At 70.0% G+C, this 22,300-nt stretch carries 16 protein-coding genes; 8 read left to right on the forward strand and 8 right to left on the reverse strand.

The genetic code is table 11. The features are described 5' to 3' along the window. Positions 1-81: 81 nt before the first annotated feature. Positions 82-2,115: an MDR family MFS transporter gene (locus tag FHS42_RS25940; protein WP_184575983.1), complete on the forward strand. Its 2,034-nt coding sequence runs from the start codon at positions 82-84 to the stop codon at positions 2,113-2,115. Between the two features lie 335 nt (positions 2,116-2,450). Here FHS42_RS25940 and FHS42_RS25945 read toward each other — a convergent pair whose 3' ends face one another. Both FHS42_RS25945 and FHS42_RS25950 read right to left on the reverse strand, forming a co-directional pair. After that, entirely contained in the window at positions 2,451-4,679 is a 2,229-nt protein-coding gene (locus tag FHS42_RS25945) for an MMPL family transporter (RefSeq protein WP_184575985.1), read from the reverse strand. 115 nt (positions 4,680-4,794) lie between these two features. Further along, positions 4,795-5,424, reverse strand: a complete 630-nt coding sequence (locus FHS42_RS25950) for a TetR/AcrR family transcriptional regulator (protein WP_184575987.1) — start codon at positions 5,422-5,424, stop codon at positions 4,795-4,797. 291 nt (positions 5,425-5,715) lie between these two features. On the opposite strand from FHS42_RS25950, the gene FHS42_RS25955 reads away from it, so the two are divergent. Both FHS42_RS25955 and FHS42_RS25960 read left to right on the forward strand, forming a co-directional pair. Continuing rightward, positions 5,716-9,144: a S41 family peptidase gene (locus FHS42_RS25955; protein ID WP_184575989.1), complete on the forward strand. Its 3,429-nt coding sequence runs from the start codon at positions 5,716-5,718 to the stop codon at positions 9,142-9,144. A 217-nt stretch (positions 9,145-9,361) separates the two neighbouring features. Beyond that, positions 9,362-9,556 carry a hypothetical protein gene (locus tag FHS42_RS25960; protein ID WP_184575991.1) on the forward strand — a complete coding sequence of 65 codons (195 nt, stop codon included), beginning with the start codon at positions 9,362-9,364 and terminating at the stop codon, positions 9,554-9,556. 214 nt (positions 9,557-9,770) lie between these two features. Here FHS42_RS25960 and FHS42_RS25965 read toward each other — a convergent pair whose 3' ends face one another. The 3 genes from FHS42_RS25965 to FHS42_RS25975 are packed head-to-tail and all read right to left on the reverse strand — an operon-like array spanning position 9,771 to position 13,335. Next, positions 9,771-10,667 carry an SDR family oxidoreductase gene (locus FHS42_RS25965; RefSeq protein ID WP_184575993.1) on the reverse strand — a complete coding sequence of 299 codons (897 nt, stop codon included), beginning with the start codon at positions 10,665-10,667 and terminating at the stop codon, positions 9,771-9,773. After that, the gene (locus tag FHS42_RS25970) at positions 10,664-11,689 is read right to left on the reverse strand and encodes an alpha/beta fold hydrolase (RefSeq protein ID WP_184575995.1); all 1,026 of its coding nucleotides are present in this window, start codon (positions 11,687-11,689) and stop codon (positions 10,664-10,666) included. Before FHS42_RS25970 ends, FHS42_RS25965 begins: the two co-directional genes overlap by 4 nt. Continuing rightward, positions 11,686-13,335 carry a flavin-containing monooxygenase gene (locus FHS42_RS25975; RefSeq protein ID WP_184575997.1) on the reverse strand — a complete coding sequence of 550 codons (1,650 nt, stop codon included), beginning with the start codon at positions 13,333-13,335 and terminating at the stop codon, positions 11,686-11,688. The genes FHS42_RS25970 and FHS42_RS25975 overlap by 4 nt, the downstream gene beginning before the upstream one ends. 461 nt (positions 13,336-13,796) lie before the next feature. On the opposite strand from FHS42_RS25975, the gene FHS42_RS25980 reads away from it, so the two are divergent. Further along, complete coding sequence (locus tag FHS42_RS25980; RefSeq protein WP_184576062.1) at positions 13,797-14,564, forward strand: MerR family transcriptional regulator; 768 nt, start codon at positions 13,797-13,799, stop codon at positions 14,562-14,564. Between the two features lie 167 nt (positions 14,565-14,731). Here the strand turns inward: FHS42_RS25980 and FHS42_RS25985 are convergent, their stop codons facing one another. Both FHS42_RS25985 and FHS42_RS25990 read right to left on the reverse strand, forming a co-directional pair. Next, entirely contained in the window at positions 14,732-15,529 is a 798-nt protein-coding gene (locus FHS42_RS25985; protein WP_184575999.1) for an exodeoxyribonuclease III, read from the reverse strand. Between the two features lie 53 nt (positions 15,530-15,582). Beyond that, entirely contained in the window at positions 15,583-15,882 is a 300-nt protein-coding gene (locus FHS42_RS25990; protein WP_184576001.1) for a hypothetical protein, read from the reverse strand. 261 nt (positions 15,883-16,143) lie between these two features. Between FHS42_RS25990 and FHS42_RS25995 the strand changes: the two genes are divergently transcribed. The 3 genes from FHS42_RS25995 (at position 16,144) to FHS42_RS26005 (ending at position 18,657) form a co-directional block, all read left to right on the forward strand. After that, a complete protein-coding gene (locus FHS42_RS25995; RefSeq protein WP_184576004.1) occupies positions 16,144-16,623 on the forward strand; it encodes a GNAT family N-acetyltransferase in 480 nt (159 codons plus the stop codon). Between the two features lie 126 nt (positions 16,624-16,749). Beyond that, positions 16,750-17,715 (forward strand): aminoglycoside phosphotransferase family protein, encoded by a 966-nt coding sequence (locus FHS42_RS26000; RefSeq protein WP_184576006.1) that lies wholly within the window; start codon positions 16,750-16,752, stop codon positions 17,713-17,715. Between the two features lie 126 nt (positions 17,716-17,841). Then, entirely contained in the window at positions 17,842-18,657 is an 816-nt protein-coding gene (locus FHS42_RS26005; RefSeq protein WP_184576008.1) for an SAM-dependent methyltransferase, read from the forward strand. 13 nt (positions 18,658-18,670) lie between these two features. Here FHS42_RS26005 and FHS42_RS26010 read toward each other — a convergent pair whose 3' ends face one another. Then, positions 18,671-19,834, reverse strand: a complete 1,164-nt coding sequence (locus tag FHS42_RS26010; protein ID WP_184576010.1) for a Rieske 2Fe-2S domain-containing protein — start codon at positions 19,832-19,834, stop codon at positions 18,671-18,673. 604 nt (positions 19,835-20,438) lie between these two features. Between FHS42_RS26010 and FHS42_RS26015 the strand changes: the two genes are divergently transcribed. After that, complete coding sequence (locus FHS42_RS26015) at positions 20,439-22,118, forward strand: hypothetical protein (RefSeq protein WP_184576064.1); 1,680 nt, start codon at positions 20,439-20,441, stop codon at positions 22,116-22,118. The last annotated feature ends 182 nt before the right edge of the window (positions 22,119-22,300 follow it).

Here is a 22,300-nt window from a genome sequence, read left to right on the forward strand (position 1 = left end):
AAGCGATCCGAGAACGGCCCGCGAACACCGCGCGAGCAGGCCGAAAGCGCCCCCGCGAGCACCCGTCGAAGGCAATCGCCCATGACCACGGTCACCGCCGAGCCCGCAGCCGCCCCGCCCGCCCCCCTGAGCAAGCGCCGAACCAACCTCGTCTTCGTGACGATCGTGCTCGGCATGCTGCTGGCCGCGCTCGATCAGACGATCGTCTCCACGGCGCTGCCCACGATCGTCGCCGACCTCGGAGGCGGCGGGCACATGGCGTGGGTGGTGACCGCGTACCTGCTCGCCGAGACGGTCGCCACGGTGCTGGCCGGCAAGTTCGGCGATCTCTTCGGCCGGAAGATCGTCTTCCAGATCAGTGCCATCGTCTTCGTCGGCGGTTCCATCCTCGCGGGCGCCGCCAACAGCATGCTCATGCTCGTCGTCGCCCGCGCCATCCAGGGCGTCGGCGGCGGCGGACTGATGGTCACCGCAATGGCGCTCATCGCGGACGTGATTCCGCTGCGGCAGCGCGGCAAGTACCAGGGCGCGCTGGGTGCCGTGTTCGGCGTGACCACCGTGGTCGGGCCAACGCTGGGCGGACTGTTCACCGACCACGCCTCGTGGCGCTGGTGCTTCTACGTCAACATCCCCATCGCCATCGTGATGGTGGTGATGGCGGCCCGAACGATCCCGGTGGTCAGGTCCGCGATGCGGCCGGTGATCGACTACATCGGCATCGTGCTGGTGGCGCTCGGCGCGTCCGGCCTGGTCCTCGGGCTGGAGTGGGGCGGCAACGAGTACGCATGGAGCTCGGTCACCATCATCGGCCTGTTCGCCGCTTCCCTCGTGTTGCTCACGGCCTTCGTGTTCGTAGAGCTACGGGCCAAGGAACCGATGCTGCCCATGCATCTGTTCCGCAATCCGGTCTTCACCGTCTGCTCGGCCCTCAGCTTCATCGTCGGCTTCGCGATGCTCGGCGCGCTGACCTATCTCCCCACCTACCTCCAGTACGTGGACGGCGTCTCGGCGACCGCGTCGGGGCTGCGGACGCTGCCGATGGTGGTCGGCCTGCTCGGCACCTCGATGCTGTCGGGCATAGTCGTCAGCCGCACGGGCCGGTATCGGATCTTCCCCATCATCGGCACCGCGGTGATGGCGCTCGGGCTGTACCTGATGTCCACGATGGGGCCCGGCACCGGCCCTTGGCTGGAGTCGCTGTACATGTTCATCCTGGGCCTTGGCATCGGCCTGGCCATGCAGGTGCTGACCATCGCCGTGCAAAACACCGTCGCCTACCACGAACTGGGCTCGGCCACCTCGGGCGTGACCTTCTTCCGCACCCTGGGCAGCGCCTTCGGCACCGCCGTCTTCGGCAGCCTCTACAGCGGCCAACTCGAACCCAACCTCGCCGATGGGCTCGCCGACTCCCCCGGTACCCCGGCCACCGCCGTACAAAGTCCGCAGGCCCTACATGCACTGCCCGCCGACCGAGCGCGCCCCATCATCGAGGCGTACGCGGACACCGTGAACTACGTCTTCCAGTGGGTCGTGCCGGTCGCGCTCGCCGGGTTCCTGATCGCCTGGTTCCTCAAGGAAGTGCCGCTGCGGGACAGCGCCCGCGCCGGGGCCGCCGAGCTCGGTGAGGGCTTCGCCCCGCCGGACTCGGCCGACGCCGACCAGCGGTTGGAGCGGGCCGTGGCCACGGTGATGCGGCATGCGAAGTCCGCGGTGAGCAGCGATATCCTCGCCGACTCGGGCAGCCGGCTGACCCCTGCCGACGCCTGGGTGCTCGGTCAGGTCCACTGGCGGGTTCGCATCCGCGGCGAGGCGAGGATCGGCGAGGTGGCGGCGGCGCACCGGATGCCGCCCGAGGTGCTGGTGCCCGCCTTCGACCAGACGGTGGGGGCGGGGTTCGCGGAACGTGACGGCGACCGGTACAGCGTCACGGCAGCCGGGCAGCGCGAACTCGACCGGCTCAGCGCAGCCTGGCGGCGCTGGCTCGATGACCGGCTCGAAGACTGGGACCTGGCAGGCACCCCGCAGGACCGGGCCCGCCTTGACCGTGCCCTGGACAGCATCGCCGCCCGCCTCCTGGACGAGGACGCCCGGAACAGGGAACGCACAGCGGTCTGACGACCCACCGCTCCACCACCCAACCAGCAGCGGCCCGCCGCCCCGGCATCCCCGGCACCCCGGCACTGGAGTCGGCCCGCCGCTGCGTCGCCCGCGCGCCCCGGTCGGCTAACGCCGGCGGCGGCCCCCTGCCCTAGGGAGCCGCCGCCGTATCTCACTGTGTGTGCCTGTCCCCGTCCCCACGGGCAGGCACTGCCCGGGGCGGCGGGAGGATCGCTACCCTCTCGCGTTCCCAGACGTCTTGGTCGGTGGGGACGATCACCGCGGCCTGCCGACTGGCGGCAGACCCGGCCGGTCCGCACGAGGACCCCGAAGAGGACCGCGCGGACCCGCGCTCACACTCGGGTCAGGCGCGAGTCCTGGTCCGAGTCGCCACCGGACTGGTTCGGGGGCGAGGTGAGCTGCTTCTGAAGCTGCTCACCCTCCACGTCCACGTTCGGCAGGATCTTGTCCAGCCAGCCGGGCAGCCACCAGGCGCTCTTGCCCAACAGCGCGAGCACCGCAGGAACGATGGTCATGCGGACGATGAACGCGTCGAACAGCACCGCGATGGCGAGGCCGAAGCCGATCATCTTGACCATCTGGTCGTGCGAGCCGATGAAGCCCGCGAAGACACTTATCATGATGACTGCCGCCGCTGCGACGACCCGGGCACCGTGCGTGAAGCCGGTGACCACGGCCTCGTGGGCGCTCTCGCCGTGGACGTACGCCTCCCGCATCCGGGTGACGAGGAAGACCTCGTAGTCCATCGCGAGACCGAACACCACACCGATCATGAAGATCGGCATCATGCTCATCACCGGGCCGGTCTGCTCGACACCGAACAGGCCAGACAGCCAACCCCACTGGAAGACCGCGACCACGGCGCCGAGCGCTGCGACGACGGAGAGCAGGAAGCCGAGCGCCGCCTTGAGCGGAACCAGGACCGAGCGGAAGACGATCATCAGCAGCACGAAGGCCAGGCCGACCACGAGCGCGAGGTAGGGCACCAGCGCGTCGTCGAGCTTCGCCGAGATGTCGATGTTCATCGCCGTGGTGCCGGTCACCAGGACCTTGGCCCCGGTCTTGGCCTGCAAGCCGTCCGCTTCGTCACGGATCTTGGCGACCAGGTCCTCGGTCTCCAAGCTGCTCGGCTTGGAGCTCGGGATGACGGTGATCGTCGCCGTGTCGCCGGCATCGTTGAAGTGCGCCTCGGTGACGCTGGCGACGTCGTCGAGCTTGTCGATGGCGCTGACAACGGTCTTGCCCGCGCCCTTCGCGTCGGCGGCCTTGGCCGCGTCCAAGACGACCAGCAGCGGTCCGTTGTATCCGGGGCCGAAGCTGTCGGACACCGTGTCGTACGCCTTGCGCTGTGTCGTCTTCGTCGGCTGCACACCGTCGTCAGGCAGGCCGAGTTCCAGCTTGCTGACCGGGGCCGCCGCCGCGCCGAGCGCGACCACGCCCAAGAGCAGCACGGCCACCGGGCGGCGCAGCACGAACTGGGCCCAGCGGGTGCCCATCTTGGGCTTGGAGGAGACTGGCGGAATGCCGTTCTCGCTCTTCTTGCGGTCCTTGCGGCCGTAGACCCGCTTGCCCGCGAAGCCCAGCATCGCGGGGATCATGGTGATCGCGATGAGGACGGCGATGGCCACGGTGCCTGCGGCGGCGAAGCCCATCTTGCTGAGGACCGGGATGTTGACGACCGCGAGGCCGACCAGGGCGATGACGACGGTCAGACCGGCGAAGACGACCGCGGAACCCGCGGTGCCCACGGCGCGTCCGGCCGCTTCCTCGCGTTCCCTGCCCTCGGACAGTTCGGCTCGGTACCGGGAGACGATGAACAGCGCGTAGTCGATGCCGACTGCGAGGCCGATCATCATCGCCAGCGTCGATGTGGTGTTGCCCAGGTCGAGGGCCTTGGCCAGCGCGGCGATAGACGAGATGCCGATGCCGACGCCGATCAGGGCGGTGAGCAGCGGAAGCCCGGCCGCCACCAGCGAGCCGAAGGTGATGACCAGGACCACGGCGGAGACGGCGATACCGATGATCTCGGTGGCGCCCTGCTCGGGCATGGCCTCCAGCGCGTCACCGCCGACCTCGACGGTCACGTTGGCCTTGTCGTCCTCGTCAACCGCGTCTTTCAGGCCGTCCTTGCTCTCGTCCTCAAGTTCCATTGAGGTGACCTTGTAGGTGACCGAGACGAAGGCGGTCGTACCATCCTCGCTGATGGTGTCGTCCTTGAACGGGTCAGGCATGGCGCCCAGTTGGTCCGAGCTAGCCTTGACCTCCTCAAGGACCTTTTCGACCTCAGCCTTGTTCTTCGCGTCGCTAATCTTCTGGCCGGAAGGAACGCTGAAGACGATGCGCGCGCTGGCGCCATCGGCATTGGCCTCGGGTGAGCGCTTCTCCATCAGGTCGAAGGCTTCCTGCGCCTCGGTGCCCGGTACGGAGAAACTCTCGTTGGTCGGCTTGGGGGCGGCGATGGCGCCGGCGATGGCGACCGCCAGCAGCGCTACCCAGAACAAGGCGACGAACCGGCGTCGCCTGAAGGCGAATCGGCCGAGCTTGTATAGGAAGGTGGCCACGAGAAGGGGTGCTCCCGTCGAAATAGTGGAGTGGCAGGGACGTGCGGGGCCAACCCGGCGACGAGAGCGGCGCGCCAGGACGGAGTCTTGCGACAACTACTGGGTGTAGGTGAATCTAGGTGACGACAGTTCGAGGCGTGACGTCAGGGTCGGCACCGAGAGCGGGGAGAATCACGGCGTCGATGTACTCGTAGAGGAAAGCGTCGTCCGCGTACGCGGCGTCAATCAGCGGCCGGGCCACAAAGGCCCCGGTCATCATGTGCGGTACGAAGTGCGTGGCGGGCGTTCCCTCGGCGATCTCCCCCCGAGCGACGGCGCGCGTCAGCAGCGCGTCAAGAGCGATGAGCTCGGGTGCGATCAACAGCTCCCGAAGCGCCTGCTCTAGGTCAGGGTTGTCGTGCGCCGCGTGGGCGAGCCCGCGCAGCAGATCGGCGTCACGTTCCGCGTTGTGCTCTCCGCATCGCACCATCTCTCGGAGATCGCCCCGGAGCGAACCGGTGTCGATCTCTCTGAGCGCGACCGGCTTCAGCGACCGCAGCGCGGTGGCGACCAACTCCGGCTTGCCCTTCCACTGTCGGTAGAGCGTGGCCTTGCTGGCTCGCGTGCGCGTGGCAACCGCGTCCATCGTCAGCGCCTCATAGCCCACCTCGCGGAGCAGATCGATGACGGCGTTGTAAAGCTCGCCCTCTCGCTCGGGGGTCAACCTGCTCCGCCGCGTCGGCGTCTTGCCCTCTGCGATCTGCATGTAGTAACCCCCTATCCGAACGAAACGGTTTCGTACCCGCTCAGCATACGACGAGGTTCAGCGAAACGTTTCCGTTTCGATCGTGTCCTGCATCACAACGCAACCATGCGCGGGTAAAACACTTCGCACGCGTGGAGTGCGCCTCTCTGCGCCTGCCCGGGGCTGGCTGTGCTGGCTGTGCCTGCCCGGGCTGGCTGCACTAGCTGCGCTCACCGCGCTGGCCGCACTCACCGCGCTGACCCCGCCACCGACCGAGTTGCCGCATGCCTCCAGGACCGAAAGCATGGGCGGGTGACTGCTAGCGACGGCGCGTATCTCCGCTTTCCGCATCTGCACGGGGACTTGCTCTGCTTCGCTGCCGAGGACGATCTGTGGGTCGCACCGCTGCCCGCCCCCGGCGCGACGCCCGAGCGGTCCTGGCGGCTGACCGTCGATCGCACCAGAGTGGGGCACCCACGGTTCTCACCGGATGGCTCACAGATCGCGTACACCAGTTGGCGCAGCCTGGACCCGGAGGTCTATCTGACCCCCGTCAGCGGCGGCTCGGCCCGGCGGCTCACCTACTGGGGCAGCACCGACACCCGGGTGTGCGGCTGGACGCCGCCGGACAAGGACCGGCGCTCGGACGTCCTGGCGGTCTCCTCGCACGGCCAGCCGTTCTCGTACTACTCCTGGGCCTACAGCCTGCCCACCGATGGCAGCCCGGGCGGGCGGCTGCCGTGGGGGCCGGTCTCCGACATCGCCGTCGCCGACCTGGACTCCGCCGACTTGGGCGCGGTCGAACTCAGCGGCGAAGAGCTGTGCGGAGAAGGCCCGGCGAACCGGTGCACCCTCCTGCTGACGGGGAAACCACCGCACGAGCCCGCCTCCTGGAAGCGGTATCGCGGCGGGGCGATGGGCCGACTGTGGCTCCACGGCACCCGATTGGTGCCCGAGGTGTACGGACATCTGGACTGCGCGATGTTCGTCGGCGGCCGGATCGGCTTCCTCTCCGACCACGAGGGCATCGGCAACCTCTACTCCTGTCTGCCCGACGGCTCCGACCTGCGCCGACACACCGACCACGCCGATTTCTACGCACGGCACGCCGCCACCGACGGCTCGCGCGTGGTCTACCAGTGCGCGGGCGATCTGTGGCTGGTGGACGATCTGAGCCCGGCGGGCGTGCCCCGCAAGCTGCCGGTGCGGCTCGGCGGGCCGCGCGTTGGGCGGCGCTCGTACCAAATTCCCGCCGCCGCGCACATCGGTGCGCTGGCCGTGGACGAGACCGGCCGGGCCAGCGCGGTGGGCGTGCGCGGCAGCCTGTACTGGCTCACCCACCGCGACGGCCCGGCCCGCACCATCGCCGACACACCCGGGGTGCGGGTGCGGCTGCCGCAGATGCTCGGGCCGACCGGGCGAGTGGCGTACGTGACCGACGCGGAGGGCGCGGACGCGATCGAGATCGTGCAGCTCCCCCGGGCCTCCGGGCCCTGCGAGCCGCGCAGGCTGGCCACCGGGAAGCTGGGCCGAGTGCGCGAGCTGGCCGCATCGCCGGACGGCGAGCGGCTGGCCGTCGCCACCCACGACGGGCGGCTGCTCCTGGTGGACGCGGCCCCCGACGCCGACGACGAGGCCCGGGCCATGACCGACCCCATCCCGGGCGTGGGCACCGCAACCGAGTACGGGGCAGCGTCCGACGCGCCCGATGAGCCCGACGTCAGCGAGCTGGCGCGGTCCACCAACGGGCCCGTACGCGATCTGGCGTTCTCCCCCGACTCGGCCTGGCTGGCCTGGTCACACCCGCACATCGGGCGCTCCCTACGCAAGATCAAGATCGCCCGGCTGCGACCCACCGGCACCCTGGGCCGGGCCATCGTGGACGTCACCGATGGGCGGTTCGAGGACGAGCAGCCCGTCTTCACACGCGACGGGCGCTACTTGGCCTTCCTCTCCTGGCGCGGCTTCGACCCGGTCTACGACGTCCACACCGGGGACCTGTCCTTCCCGCTGGGCTGCCGCCCGTACCTGGTGCCGCTCTCCTCGGCCACCCCCTCGCCGTTCGCGCTCTCGCCCGAGGGCCGCCCGGCAGCCGGCGGGCTCGACCCGGCGGTCACCACGGGCGACCTGGACAGCACGGTGCTGGTAGAGGTGGAGGGCCTCGCCAGCCGGGTCACGGTCTTCCCTGTCGCCGCGTCCAAATATTCCTCGCTGCGACCGGTCAGCGGCGGCGGCCTGGTCTGGCTGCGCTGGCCGATCTCCGGCGCGCTCGGCGAGACGTTCGCCAACCCGGCCGACACCTCGGGCCGCCCCACCTTGGAACACTTCGACCTGGCGAAGGCGCGACGCACCGAGCTCACCAGCGCCGTGGACTGGTTCGCGGTCAGCGGGGACGGCTCGCGGCTGGTCGTCAACGACGACGGCGATCTGCGCGTGGTGCCCGCGAGCGAGAGCCCCGACGTGGACACCACGGTCTTCATGGACCTGCGGCGCATCCTGCACGACGTCGATCCGGCGGCCGAGTGGCGGCAGGCGTACGCGGAGGCAGGGCGGCTGATCCGCGCGTACTTCTGGGAGCCGGGTCTTGGCGGCGTGGACTGGGACGCGATCCTCGACCAGTACCGGCCGCTGCTGGGCCGTGTCGCATCGCCCGACGAGTTCGCCGACCTGCTGCGTGAGGTCCTCGGTGAACTGGGCACTTCCCACGCCTACGTCGTGCCCGCACGCCGCAACGAGGGCCCGCCGCACTATCAGCGGGCCATCGGCCTGCTTGGCGCCAACTTCCTGCACGCCAAGGACGGTTCCTGGGTGGTGTCGCGCATCCTGCCAGGCGACTCGTCCGACTCCAAGGCCCGCTCCCCGCTGGCCGGTTCCGGCATCCGCGAGGGCGCCACGCTCACCCATGTGGACGGGCGCCCGGTACATCCGGTGGCCGGCCCCGCGCCGCTCCTGGCCGCGGCCGGCGGAACGACGGTGGAGCTCACGTTCCAGCCCGCGGAGGGCGACGGGCCGCCGCGCCGGGTCGCCATCGTGCCGCTGATCGACGAACGGCCGCTGCGCTACCAGCACTGGGTGGCCAAGCGGCGCGCGGTGGTACGGGAGCTCAGCGGCGGCAAGTGCGGCTATCTCCACATCCCCGACATGGGCGGCTCCGGCTGGGCGCAGTTCAACCGGGATGTGCGAGTGGAGATGTCGCGGCCCGCGCTGATCGTGGACGTACGCGGCAATGCGGGTGGCAACATCAGCGAGCTCGTCGTGGAGAAGTTGACCCGTACCATCCTCGGCTGGGACCTGACCCGCGACGCACAGCCGGTCAGCTACGCCAGCGACGCGCCGCGCGGGCCCGTGGTGGCCGTCGCCGACGAAATGACCTCATCCGACGGCGACATGATCACCGCCGCGTTCCGACTCCTTGGCCTCGGCCCGGTGGTCGGGCAGCGCACCTGGGGCGGAGTCGTCGGCATGACCGGCAGGCATCGACTGGTGGACGGCACATTGATCACCGTGCCGATGAACGCGGCCTGGTTCGACGCGTACGGCTGGGGCGTGGAAAACCACGGCATCGAGCCGGACATCGAGGCGCCGCGCTCCCCGCTGGACTGGGCCGAGGGCCGCCATCCGCAACTCGCCGTCGCCGTACGCACCGCGCTCGACCTGCTGGAGCGCCACCCGGCCACCGAGCCCCCCAACTACTCCGACGTACCCGACCGCAGCCGCCCGCCGCTGCCCCCGCGCGCCTAGGACGGCGGCGGAGACGGACCAGGGGCCGGCGGCGCGCCCGCCCCGAGCGGGCGCGGCCCTCGTCCGGCGCGGCAGCGTGCTGAGCACAGCCGCGGTGCGCTGACCGTCGCGGCAGCGCGCGCCCAGCACGGTGAGATACTGCCCGAAATGCGAAGAATGTTGAGCCATGTCAGGCTGATCTCGGCCCACCCTCGACCATCCCCAGGGAGTGAACAGCATGGGCATTTCCGACCAGTTCAAGGACAAGGCCGAACAGGCACAAAAGCAGGCCAAGGACAAGCTCGGCCAGTCCAAGGACAAGGGCCAGAAAGGCCAGCAGGGCGACGCCAAGGAGCGCGGACGCAAGGGCATGGACAAGGCCAAGGAGCGCGGCCAGGACACCGTGAACGACGTGGACGACCGCCTGACCTGACGACGCGGCTCGCCACGCCGACGCCAGCGCCCGCCACCCGATGCGGGCCTGGCACGGCACGGGCACGGACGGGACGTTTGCACGAAGAAGAGGGACGCGCTTGCCGGCGCGTCCCTCTTCTTCCATATCCGCTGCCGATATTCGCTGCCGGTCGTTGGAGTCGGCCGCCGGAGCCGGCCACTGGAGCCAATCGCCGGAGCCGGTCCCGGGCGGGTCAGTCCAGTCGGTTGCTCCTGGCCTTTTCGTCCGCGCCGCCGCCCGCGCCGACCAGGCCGGTACGGGCGGCCCGGTTGGCCTCAAGGCGCGGTGCGAAGTGCCGCATCTCGCGCTGGCCGACGGTGCCGATGAGGGCGGGCAGATAACCGCGGAAGGACTGCATGCCCCGCAGCCACCACTGCGCGTACACATGCGATGACCGGCGCTCGATGCCCGCAACGATGCGGTCCACGGCGGGGCCGAGCGGGTAGGTGCGGTTGGACGGCCAGGGCAGCCGGGCGCGCAGGTCGCGCAGCACCTCGTCCTCGTCGGCGCCGCGCACCATGTCGGTGTCGGTCCAGCTCAGATAGCCGACGCCAACCCGCACGCCCTTGTAGCCGACCTCGGCGCGCAGGCTGTGGGCGAACGCCTCGACGCCGGACTTCGACGCGCAGTACGCGGTCATCAGCGGCGCGGGCGTGATCGCGGCGAGGGACGCTATCTGGAGCAGATAGCCGCGGCTCTCCAGCAGGACCGGCAGGAAGGCGCGGGCCGTGGTGGCGCTGCCGATGAGGTTGACCTCGATGACCCGGTTCCACGACCGCTCATCGGAGTCAATGAACGGGCCGCCGGTGGCGACACCCGCATTGGCCACGACGATGTCCACCTTGCCGAACCGATCCTTCACCTCCCGCGCGACCTGCGACATGGCGGCGTGATCGGTGACGTCGGCGTGCCAGTACGCGCCGTCACCGTGCAGGCTGTCGGCCACCCGCCCCAGCTCCTCCGGCTCCAGGCCGACCAGCGCCACCGTGGCACCGCGTGCGGAGAGCTTGCGGGCGAGGAGTTCTCCCACCCCGCGTGCCGCTCCGGTCACTACCGCGACCTGTCCCTCCAGGCTGCTGCGTCCACTCATGCCGTCTGCTCCTTCGCCGTCGCTGTCGCCGCGTCGGGCACGGCTGCCGTCTGTGCTGGTGCCGTCTGTGCTGGTGCCGTGGCCGTGGCCAGGGCGGATGGGGTGAGGTAGGTGGTGGCCAGGCCACGGATGGCACCTACCACCGTGTCGGGGACCTCCATCGGGGTCATGTGACCGATGCCGGGCAGCTCGGTCAGGCCCAGCGAGTTCGGCAGGGCGGCGTCGATCTTTCGCGCGTGCACCTTCGGGGTGAGCCGGTCGGCAGTCCCGACGATGATCGCGGTCGGCGCGGTGAGCTCACCGACATACCGATCCAGGTCCATATCGCCCATCATGTGGCCCCACTTGGCGCGACCTTGGCGCGGACAGGCGTGCACGATGCGGGCGCAGGCGTCGGTCATCTCGACGGTCGCGCCGCGCCCCATCGTCACGTACTTGAGCACCCGGCGGGCGAGGGGCGTGACGGGCCCGAGCGGCGCGGCGGAGCCCAACACCGCGGTGTGCAATCGCGCACGGACCCGGCCTCTGGGCGTCGGCAACACCAGCGCCTCGGCCAGCAGTTGGCCTGCGCTCGTGCTGCACAGCAAGACGGCGGCGGTCCGCTCGCGGAGTTCGGGGCGACTGGCCGCGGCCATGATGGTCATGCCACCCATCGAGTGGCCCACCAGGACGGCCTGTTCCTTGGTGCCGTCCGGCGCCGTGCCCAGCGTCTGGTCGAGCACCGCTACCAGGTCGTCGGCGAGGGTGTCGGTGGTGTAGCCGCCGTACTGGGGCGCAGCGGAACGGCCGTGCCCGCGCTGGTCGTACACGATGACCCGGTAGTCGTCACGAAGCTCCCGAATCACCGGCGCCCAGAAGGCGATGGAGCAGGTCCAGCCGTGCGCGAGGACGACGGCGGGGGCATCGTCGAGGCCGTGCTGCTCGGTGTAGATGCGGGCGCCATCAGCAGATGTGACGGTCAACTCGCGGGCCGGGGCGGGCGGGGCGTACCTGCCCTGAGTGGCGTGGCTCAGCCGGTTCACGCTGTGGCCTCCGTAGATGGGCCGCCGGCCGCCGGCCGCGTGGCCGCCGTGGCCGCGGACGCGGTGGCTCGCTTGGCGGACTGGGTGGACTGGGTGGTGTGAGTGGGCTTGGGAGACCTACCCATGTCAGCACGTTTCGCGCCCCCCACGCCCACGGGCTCGTTGACCGGGCGGACCGGCGCGCGCAGCACCTCGTACTCGGCGAGGTTGACCTCGCGGGTGGCCTTGCGGAACTCGCTGGTGGTGCCCGGCCAGACAGTGGTGTTGCGGCCGTTGGCATCCAGGTACCAACTGTCGCAGCCACCGACGTTCCACACGGTGCGCTTCATCCGCTCCTGCACCCGGTGCGACCAGGCATGCACGGCCGATGGGCGGGCGTCGAGCGCGGCCTTGCCGCCCAGGACGTTGAGCTGCCGCACGAAATCCACCATGTAGTTCAGTTGTGACTCGATCATCAGGATCATCGAGCTGTTTCCCAGGCCCGTGTTCGGGCCGATGATGGTCATGAAGTTGGGGAAGCCGGCGGCGGTGCCCCCACGCAGCGCCTCCATCCCGTCCTTCCACTCCTCGGCCAGGGTGGTGCCGTTGGCCCCGGTGACGCGCTTGGCGATGGGCATGTCCGTGACGTGGAAGCCGGTGCCGAAGACGATCGCGTCCGCCTCGGTCTCGGTGCCGTCCGCGGAGACCAGCGTGGAGCCGCGCACCTCCTTGAGCCCGGCGGCCACCACGTCCACGTTGGGTTGCGCGAGCGCCGGGTAGTAGCTGTTGGACAGCAGGATGCGCTTGCAGCCGATGCGGTAGTCGGGGGTGAGCTTGGCGCGCAGCGCCGGGTCCTTGACGCCCTTACGCATGTGCGCCTTGGCCAGCGTCTCGACCAGGCCGAGCTGGTTGGGGCGCTTGGTGAACGCGCTGACCTGCAACTCCCGCATGCCCCACAGCAGTCCGCGGCGCAGCACCCGGGTCGCGGGCACCTTGCCGTGCAGCCACTGCTCGACGCCCGAGATCTTGCGGTCAGCGCGCGGCAGAATCCACGGCGGGGTGCGCTGGAAGAGGGTGAGCCGGTCAACGGTGGGCTGGATGGCGGGCACGATCTGGATGGCGGAGGCACCCGTTCCGATCATGGCCACGCGCTTGCCGCGCAGGTCGTAGTCGTGATCCCAGCGCGCCGAGTGGAAGACCCGCCCTGGGAAGCTGTCCAGTCCTGGGATGGCGGGGATTTGGGGGTCGGACAGCGGCCCGGTGGCGGAGACGACGACGTCGGCGGTGTACGAGCCGCCCGCGGTGTCGATCTCCCAGTGCAGTTCGTCGCCGTTCCACCGCATGCCACGCACCTCGGAGTTGAACCGGATGTGCGGGCGCAGCCCGAAGGTGTCGGTGACCCGCTCCAGGTAGGCGCGGATGTGTGGCTGGCCGGAGAAGTTACGCGGCCACTCGGGGTTCGGCGCGAAGGAGAAGGAGTAGAGGTGGGAGGGCACGTCGCAGGCGCAGCCGGGATAGCTGTTGTCGCGCCAGGTGCCGCCCACCGAGTCAGCCCGCTCCAGGACCACGAAGTCGGTGATGCCCTCGCGGCGCAGCCGAACCGCCGCTCCCAGTCCACCGAATCCGGTACCGATCACCGCCACCCGTACCCGCTCATGCTCGGCCATGCCGCCGCCTCCCGAATCCGAGGAACCGCGCCAGCAATCACTGGCACGGTTAGGAGCGTAAGGCAGGAACATACCGAGCGGTAGGGGTTGGACAGAGGGAAGTTACCGCCGGTTGCATCCGCACTGTTCGAGCCCGGGAGCGCGCCGAAGGGGCAGTACCGGTGCAGTGCGGATGCCCCACGCGAGCGCGCCGGGGCGGCGGCACCCGAGGTCGCGAGGCGGCACCGAAACAGCCCGATGGCGATCCCCGCACGGGGGCAGAGCGCCGCGGCTGGCCGCACACCACACGTCGTACGCGGTACGCCCCGGCCTCTACCGCCCCTGGCGTCCCTCCCGCCCTTGGCGTCCTTTCCGCCCCCGCACCTCCACCGCACGTCACGCCCCCACGACAACCGTTCGGCTCGACATAGGCTGCTTGGGTGGCGAAGACGACGAAGGCTCAACAGGAGCGCGAGTACCGCATGGCGGAATTGGCCGAAGAGGCCGGCATCACCGTGCGGACGCTGCGCTTCTACCGGGAGCGCAAGCTCATCCCGCCGCCCCGCCGCGAGGGTCGCATCGCCTGGTACACCGAGCACCACGTGGCCAGGCTGCGCACCATCGCGGCCCTCCTGGAGCGCGGCCACACCCTGGGCGGCATCGCGGAGCTGCTCACCGCCTTCGAAAGTGGCCGCGACGTCGGCGAGGTCCTCGGCCTTGAGGCCACCATTACGGTTCCCTGGCCGGAGGAGACCCCGGTCAAGCTGACCCCGCAGGAACTGGCCGACTACTTCACCGGCGAGGTCACCCCGGACAACCTCGCCACCTCGCTGGACCTCGGCTATCTGGCCGTGGACGGCGACGACCTCGTCCATGTGAGTCGCCGACTGCTCGACGCCTCCCACGACCTGGTCGTCAAGGGCGTCCCGCTGTCCGAAGTCCTCGCCGCCGGGCGGGAGTTGCGGCACCACATGGAAGCCGTCACGGAGAGCTTCACGGAGCTCGTACGCACCCATGTCCTCGCCGACGCCATCGCGCGCGCCTCCGCCGGCGAGGGCCTGACCCAGGACGAGGCAACGCACATCACCAAGACGCTGGAGAGCCTGCGGCAGAGCGCGAAGAGCATCGTCGATGCGGAACTGTCCCTGGCCATGGACCGCAGAATCCGTACAGAACTGGAGAAGTGGCTCGGCCAGCCAGCGGCGGAGTCCGGCCCCACCCCCGCGCCCCCACCGAGCCCGAGCGCCTAAACCTAAACGGCAGCGGACAACCGCACATCCCCGGAGCACGGGCAGCGGGGGCCGGGGCCGCGGCGGGCGAAAGCCCTACCCCTCGTACGCGAAAGTCACCTCTCGTACGCGAATCTCGTACGCGAAGGCCACCGGTCATACGCAACGGCCACGGCCATACGCAGCCGTCACCGGTCGTACGTGACCGTCACCGGCGCATGGTCCGACCAGCGCAGATCGTAAGAGGCAGCGCGCTCCACCAGCGCGCAGGCGGCGCGCTCGGCGAGACCGGGAGTCGCCACCTGGTAGTCAATGCGCCAGCCACTATCGTTATCAAAGGCTTTACCCCGATATGACCACCAGGAGTACGGGCCTTCGGCGTCCGGATGCAGACGGCGTACGACGTCCACATAGCCGGTCTCATCGAAGACCCGGCCCAGCCAGTCCCGCTCTTCGGGCAGGAAACCGGCGCTCTTGCGGTTCGCCTTCCAGTTCTTGAGGTCGGTCTCGCGGTGGGCGATGTTCCAGTCGCCGCACACCAGCACCTCGCGCCCCTCGGCAGCGGCCCGCTCGCGCAGTTCCTTCAGATAGGGCAGGAACTCGCCCATAAAGCGCTCCTTCTCCTCCTGCCGCGGCGTGCCCACCTCGCCGGAGGGAAGGTAGAGGCTCGCGACGGTCAGCCCGGGCAGGTCCGCCTCTAGGTAGCGCCCGCTGCCGTCGAACTCCGTGGACCCAAAGCCGACCCGGCTTCGCTCCGGGCGCTCCCGCGTGAGCAGCGACACCCCGGCCCGACCCTTGGCCGCCGCGGGGGCGTGCAGCGCGTGCCAACCGGCGGGCTCCCGCACCTCGGCGGGCAACTGGCCCGGCTCGGCCCGCACCTCCTGGAGGCACACCACATCCGCTTCGGTCGCCGCCAGCCAGGGCACGAAGCCCTTCTTCGCGGCGGCCCGCAGACCGTTCACGTTCACCGTCGTCACCGTACGCAACTCATGCTCCCCAGTCGCCAGCCAAACGCCAAGCAGCCTACGCGGCGCGCAGCTCAGCCCCGGCCCAGCGCCGTTTGGGGAATCGCGATCCCCTCCGCTTCGGCGGTGACCTCAACGGCACGGGCGGCCAGCGACAGGCCGATCTCCTCCAGCGCGAACACGGACTCGGCTAGCAGCCGCTCGGCCGCGGCAGCCATCGCCTCACCACAGCGATTCTGCTCGGCCACGTCCTCCGGCGTCCGCGCCTCGTGCATGCCGTCCAAGCGGGCCCGCAGCGCCTCGTGATGCTGCTCCAAGCCCTGGACGCGGCGCACCGCACGCAGGATCTCCGCGTCGGTCTGCGGCTCGGTCATGGTGGTTCCTCTCCGTCGCTCAGCGCAGTCGCCGCGCCCCTCCACCGTGAGGGACTCGCCTCTACACCGAGAGGGAGGGGGAAAGCGGGCACCACGCCCACAAAGACGAACAAAGTGTGACCAACGTCTCAGACTGTCCCCGGCCCGTGGCGGCTAGGGACGTTACCGCCTCGCTGGCCGCTCACCTCGTGGCCACTTCACTGCCAGGCCGCGCCGAAAAGCCCAGGACACCGCAAACAGCACGCCCGTACGATAACCAGAATGCAGATCGTGCCCGTGCCGTATGACCACCCCGATGCCACGAAACTCAACGACCTGGTGCAACAGGAGTACGTCGAGCGCTACGGCGAGTCCGATCTCACCGAGATGGACCCCCGGCAGTTCGACCCGCCGCACGGTCTCTATCTGCTCGCGTACGACGCGCATGGCAGCCCGGTCGCCAGCGGCGGTTGGCGAGTCCAGGACCGTATCGACGAGGGGTACGCCACCGGTGACGCGGAGCTGAAGCGTATGTACGTCGTCCCCGCGGCCCGTGGCCTGGGCCTGGCCCGCCGCATACTCGCCACCCTCGAAGACAGCGCCCGCGCCGCGGGGCGCGTCCGCATGGTGCTGGAGACCGGCACCGAGCAACCGGAGGCCATGGCGCTCTACGCGTCGTGCGCCTACGCGCTCCAGGAGCAGAAGTTCGGGTTCTACCGCTTCCACACCGAGAGCCGCTGCTACACCAAAGCCCTCGCGTAGCGCCTCGCCTCGCTCACATCACGGCCTGGCCTGGCCGGCCGCGCGCGCCTGCGGGCCGCCGCACGTCCTGCGCGCGCTCCGGCGGTTTCCGGCGCCGCTGCCGCTGCCGAATGAAACGAAGCGCCCATGCCCCACCTGCCGTCGCCCGCCGCCGTACGTCAACTCCTCGCCACCACCGCTCTGCCGGGCGGCGCGCACGCCGACGTCCGCCCCATCGAGGAGGGTGGCGAGCACTCCTCCTGGTGGGTCGGCGCCGATCATGTGCTGCGGCTCGCCCTGGACATTGACGGCTCCGTGCGCCAGCGGCGCGAGATCGCGCTGCGCGACCTCGTCCGCCCGCGGGTAGGGGCCGCGGTGCCGGCCAGCGTCGCGCACGGCGAATGGACCGCCGGCCGCACCTACACCCTCGACACCAAGCTGCCCGGTACCTCCGCCGAACGCCGCCCCGTATCCCGCGCCGGCGAGGCCGACTTGGCCGGGCTGCTCGCCGGGCTGCGCTCGGTGGAGCCGGCCAAGGCCGTGGCGGTCGGCCTCCCCCAGCCGACGCCGCGGGCGCTGGACGAGCTGTGGCGCACCGCGCTGCGGGCCGGTGAACGGCTGGTTCGGGACGGCGAGTTCTCGCCAGTTCACCGAGCCCAACTCAGCGCGGCTCCGGCCGGCCTTTCGCGTACCCACCACCCGCGTGACGCAGCGTTTGCCGTACCGCCCGACCAAGCTCAACCGTCCGCGCCCGATCCAGTGGCCACCGTGGGGCATCACGACCTCAAGGGTGAGCATCTGCTGGTCACAGCCGGTGGACGGGTCGGCGGGGTACTCGACTGGACCGATGCGGCGCTGGGTGACCCGGCCGAGGACATCGCGGGTCTTACCATCTCGGTGGGTGCCCCGGCCGCCGTCCGCGCGGCCGAACTCGCCGGCTACGGGCCGGCAATCTGGCTACGCGGGGTGCTGCTCGCGCGCTTCGACACGCTGGTGCGACTCGCGGACCGCTGCTACGAGGGAGAGGACAGCCCGCTGCCCCTCCTGCGCGCGCAGCGCGACCGCGCCTGGCTCACCCTGCCCACCGCACAGCCCACCCGACCTGCCCCGTAAGCCCTTCAAACCCTGTCTCCGGCCTACCGCAACCCGGCTCCCAACTGCGTGCCCCCTCAATGTAATCCGTAGACTCCCCCTACGCCGTGCACACCGTGGGCGGTCAGCGACGAGGGAGCGAGCACGATGGCTAAAAATGGTTACCCCGCCGACCGAATCAACACCCAAGAAGCGCATTCCGCGCGCGTCTACGACTACATCCTGGGCGGCAAGACGAACTATCTCGTCGATCAGGAGGCCGGGGAGTCGATGTGTGGGGAGTGGCCCGCCCTCCCCGTACACATGCGAGAGAATCGATTCTTCATGCACCGGGCCGCGCAGTACCTCGCCCGCGAGCAAGGGGTACGCCAGTTCCTCGACATCGGGACCGGCATCCCCACCGAACCCAACCTCCACGAGGTCGTCCAGCGCACGGCGCCCGACTCGCGCGTCGTCTACGTCGATAACGACCCCATCGTGCTGACCCACGCCCAGGCCCTGCTGGTGAGCACCCCCCAGGGCCGCACCGCCTACATCGACGCCGACATGCGCGACCCCGCCGCGATCCTGGCCGCTCCCGAGGTGAGCGACACGCTCGACCTGGCGGAACCGGTGGGGCTGATGATCATCGGGATCGTGCACTTCCTCCTGGACGAGGACGACGCGATGGGCATCGTCCGGCGCCTGCTGGACCCGCTTCCATCAGGCAGCTTCCTTGCCATGACCATCGGCACGGCCGACTTCGCCCCGGAGGAGGTTGGCCGCGTCGCCCGTGAGTACGAGCGGCGCGGCATGCCCATGCGGCTGCGTACCCAGCAAGAGGCCGAGGAGTTCTTCGCCGGCCTCGACCTGATGGAGCCGGGCGTGACCCAGGTCCACCGCTGGAAGCCGGACGCCACCACCGACCCGGCCATCGACGACCGTGACATCGCCATGTACGGCGGCGTCGCGCGGAAGAACTGACGACGGCGGGCCGCTAGCCGGTGGGCCAATCGCTGTAGAACTGCCGGGCCCACCGGCGGTACTTCGTGATCGGCCCATCGCCCTGGGCAAGCCGGGGATGTTCCAGATAAGTGTTGTTGCTCCAGATGCGGATGTCCTTGTTGGTATCCCATGTGCTCACCCACGAGAGCGGCCCAGCGAGCACGGTGGCCAGTGCGCGTGCGGCCCCGCGGTGGGGTACCCGGGGAAACCGCAGGGAGACGGCAAGCCGGAGATCGATGCGGGTGGCGTCCAGCGGCACCACACAAAACCACGCACGAAAGTCCAGGCCGACCTTCTCGACGTGGGACTCCGTGAAGAAAATGCCAAGCCCCTGCACCACCGCCCGCATCGAGGACCCCGCCGGGGCGGGCGTGTCCGCCGTGCGAAGGGTACGCCCGAGCCGGTATGCGGCCTCCATCCGCGGTCCGTCGAACCGCGGCGCGTCGATGACCTTCAAGGCGATCTTGTGGACGGGTGCGAAATGCCCGGTGTCAATGACGTTTTCCATGAAGTCCTGGGGGTGTGCCACCAGGGTACGAACCGTGAGGTACGGCTGACAGAAGTCCTCAGCCGGTGGTGCGACGATCTCCCACGAAGACCCCTCGCCCCGCGCATGCCGCCATACGAAGACCAGCCCGGCGACCTCTCGACACTCCAGAGCCGCCAGCCGGGCCTTGGGCGCAGGCGTGCCGTACCCCGTCTTGACACAGGCCCCCTGCGGGCCGAACTCGAAGTGATGGAAGGGGCACACGAGGTTTTCACCTCGCACCCGCCCGCCATGCCCCAGATGCGCCCCCAGGTGCGGGCAAAACGGCCGCACGGCCCGTAACTGTCCGCTCGCCGTGCGGTACAGCACCACGTCCTCCCCCGCCAACCGCCGCGTCACCACCCTCCCCGGCCGCATTTCAGCACTCGACGCCACCGCGAACCACCCATCCGGGCACGGACGCGCCACCGGTACCCGCAACTGCTGTACGGGGTACGCCGGCTTTGGTCGCCGCTCCGGTCGCATCTGCTGTGCCTCCTCGGCGCGTTCGGCTTGCCCGGCTTCCTCGGCTCGCTGCGCCGGTGATATCTCTGACGCCTTCCCTTGCCGCGCCGAGGGAGAGGGCACAGGCGGCTGCTCATCGAAGTGGCCCGGCTTCGGCAGAGTCATGACGTTCCTTTCAGCTGGTGTTTCAGCTGGTGTTCAGCTGGGCTGGGCTTGTCTGGGCTGGGCTGGGACGCGCGCCTCGCCTCGGTAGTGGCAGCCGAGCGATGCGCGCGCACACCTCAGCGTGACAACCGCCGCGCACGCTGAAACGGTCCTTCCCCCGCATCTCACTGAAAGACGTGAAATGGGCCCGCAAGAGGTTTGCGCCACGACCGCTGCGCACGCGGTGTGTGCGGCTCGTGCGTATGACTGGGGAGTCCTGAACTCGGCCTGTTGAAGCCCCTGGGCCGACCGAACGGGCCGAGGCGGGTACGACAGACCACGACCGGCGGCTGACCGAGGCCAGTACGGTGTACTCGTCCCATCAGCACATGTGTGCGCCAGAGAGGTTGCGACGCGTTGTGAAAAACGATAAGGCGACCGTCAACGCAAGCCGCAAGCCGCAAGCCGCAAGCCGCAAGCCGCAAGCCGCAAGCCGCAAGCCGCTCGTCCGCCGTGGCGGACGGCGGGATGCCGGTAGCTACTCGGGGCGGCCGTGAGCTCGCGTAACGGCCCCGACCTGCAGGACGTCCGGGACCCGCAAGACCTCCGTGAGCTGCGCGTTCCGGTGGGGGAAGACGCCCATCGGTGGCGTACGTTCGGCGGCGAGCGCACGGTGGTCGTGGCGGCGCGTACGGTCACCTCGACCGTACGGGTGCTGGAGGCGCTGCCCGCCCTGCTCCGCGGTGACAGCAGGGTCACCGTCGTCTTCGCGTACGACCCCACGTCCGCCTTCAGCGACGGCGTCCTCGATCTTCTGCGGGACACCGGCTGCCGGGTCATGCCCTGGTCGCAACTCACCACCTGCACGCCCGACCTCATCCTCTCGGCCAGCGAGAACATCGCCCTACCGGAGAGCGACTGCCCCGTTCTTGTGCTGCCGCACGGTGTGGGATTCCACAAACTCGTCCCTGACTCCCACACTCCGCACACCCGGCTGTCCGGCGTCGTGCCGGACGCGTTGCTTGAGGCCGGCCGTGCGTGGCTGGCCGTCTCCCACCCGGATCAGGCAGAACAGTTGTTGGCCGAGCACCCGAAGGCCGCGGGCCGCACCCTGCTCATCGGCGATCCGTGCTTTGACGAGTTGTCCGCCAGTTTGCCCAGCGCGGCGAGCTACCGGCGCGCGTTGGGCGTTGCCGATGGCCAGCGCCTTGTGGTGCTCAGCTCCACCTGGGGCCCGACATCGCTCCTCGGGCGCGACCCGGAGTTGCCCGCGCGGGTGCTGGCCGCGCTGCCGTACGACGAGTACCGCGTGGCCGCGATACTGCACCCCAACGTATGGGCGGCGCACGGCTCTTGGCAGATCCGTACCGCGCAGGCCGCAGCGCTTGAGGCGGGCCTGTTGCTGGTGCCGACGATCCACGCCTGGCGCTCGGCGCTGGTCGCCGCTTCGGCCGTCGTCGGCGATCACGGCTCGGTGTCGTTGTACGGCGCGGCGCTCGGCAAGCCCCTGCTGCTCGCGGCGTTTGGCACCGACGCCGTCTCAGACACGGCGATCGCCCGGCTGGGGCAGGTCGCGCCCCGCCTCGACCCCCACGGCGACGTGCGGCAGCAGATCGAGTCCGCCATCAAGGAGCACACCCCCACGCGCTACGCGACCATCGCCGACCTCGCCTTCGCCGAGCCGGGCCAGGCCCTCGACCGACTACGTAACGCCCTCTACCACTTGCTGGAACTCCCCGAGCCGGGCCCGGCCGGGCCGCCCGTGCTGACCCTGGCGCCTCCTGACCCACCGGCCGCACCCGTCACATCCTGGCTCGTGACAACCACGGTCAGCAGGTCAGACAGCGGGCAGCACACCGTGGCCGTGTCCCGGCAGCCCGCGGCCGTCGCCACCGACCGAGACGAGGAGGACGGCACCTATCTGCATCTGGCCTGCGACGAGGAGGAGCGGAACCGCCGTCGCATCGAGAGCGCGTCCGTAGTGCTCTGCCACCGCCCCGCCGCCACCACGGTCGCCGCCCTGCGCTGGGTCCGGGACACCCTGCACCGCCTACCCGGCAGTCTGCTGGCCGCCGTCGCTTTGCCCGATGGGGGCTGCCTGGTGGGGTTGCTCGACGGACGGGTGGTGGAGGTCGCGCTCACCGGCCCGCCACTGGACCCCGGGCTGCCGGCCGCGCTGATCTATACATGCCTGCGCGCGGGCCTTCCGCTGAGCGACGTGTGCGTCACCCTGCACATCGGCTCCATGCCCGTACGCGAGGAAGACGTGGTCCTGCGCCTGCGCCCCCCAGCGCCCGCGCCCTAGCCGTCAGGGCCACAACCCCACCGCCGCCGGCCGCCATGCCCCCACCCTCGCGGTCGCTGACCAGACCACAAACCCGCAGCGGCCCTTAGAACCCGTTGTCTTTCCGAAGGTGATCGCTGCGTTTCCGCTGGTCAGGAATGAGATCGGCGCTTCGGCGGCAGGGATGACGTGTCGTGTCGTCT

Origin of the sequence: Streptomyces zagrosensis (assembly GCF_014203645.1) — a bacterium.
Lineage (GTDB): Bacteria > Actinomycetota > Actinomycetes > Streptomycetales > Streptomycetaceae > Streptomyces > Streptomyces zagrosensis.